General features: G+C 66.7%; 1 pseudogene. It reads left to right on the forward strand.

From position 1 onward, the window contains the following. Positions 1 to 292 precede the first annotated feature (292 nt). Positions 293 to 711 (forward strand): annotated as a pseudogene (locus Y703_RS21790) (DUF222 domain-containing protein); the annotation flags it as partial.

Here is a 711-nt window from a genome sequence, read left to right on the forward strand (position 1 = left end):
GGTAATGACGCTCCTCGGCGGTGACGCCCCGGGCGAACTCGAAGGCTACGGGCCCATCGACCCCGACACCGCCCGCCAACTCGCCGGACACGCACCATCCTTCACCCGGATCCTCACCCACCCGTGTTCAAGGTGTTCAAGGTGTTCAAGGTGTTCAGGCGAAAGTGTTCGTCACCGTCCCGGTAATGACGCTCCTCGGCGGTGACGCCCCGGGCGAACTCGAAGGCTACGGGCCCATCGACCCCGACACCGCCAGGGGCGGCTGCTGCAACTCAACCCTGCCCACGACGGGATGGCCTGGCTCGAAGCGTACCTACCCGTCACCCACGCCGCAGGGATCTTCCACCGCGTCGACACCGCCGCCCGCCATCTGCAAAGCCCCGACGAGCCACGGACCCTCACCCAGTTACGCGCCGACGTCTTCACAGACGTCCTCACCACCGCGGGCCCAGCCGAGAGTGCCGGCGGAGCCAGCCACCAGGGTGTCCAGGGTGTCCAAGGTGTTCAAGGTGTTCAAGGTGTTCAAGGTGTTCAAGGTGTTCAGGCGAAAGTGTTCGTCACCGTCCCGGTAATGACGCTCCTCGGCGGTGACGCCCCGGGCGAACTCGAAGGCTACGGGCCCATCGACCCCGACACCGCCCGCCAACTCGCCGGACACGCACCATCCTTCACCCGGATCCTCACCCACCCCCACACCGGGGCACGACTCGA

The organism is Arthrobacter sp. H20 (assembly GCF_000520515.1).
GTDB lineage: Bacteria > Actinomycetota > Actinomycetes > Actinomycetales > Micrococcaceae > Arthrobacter_D.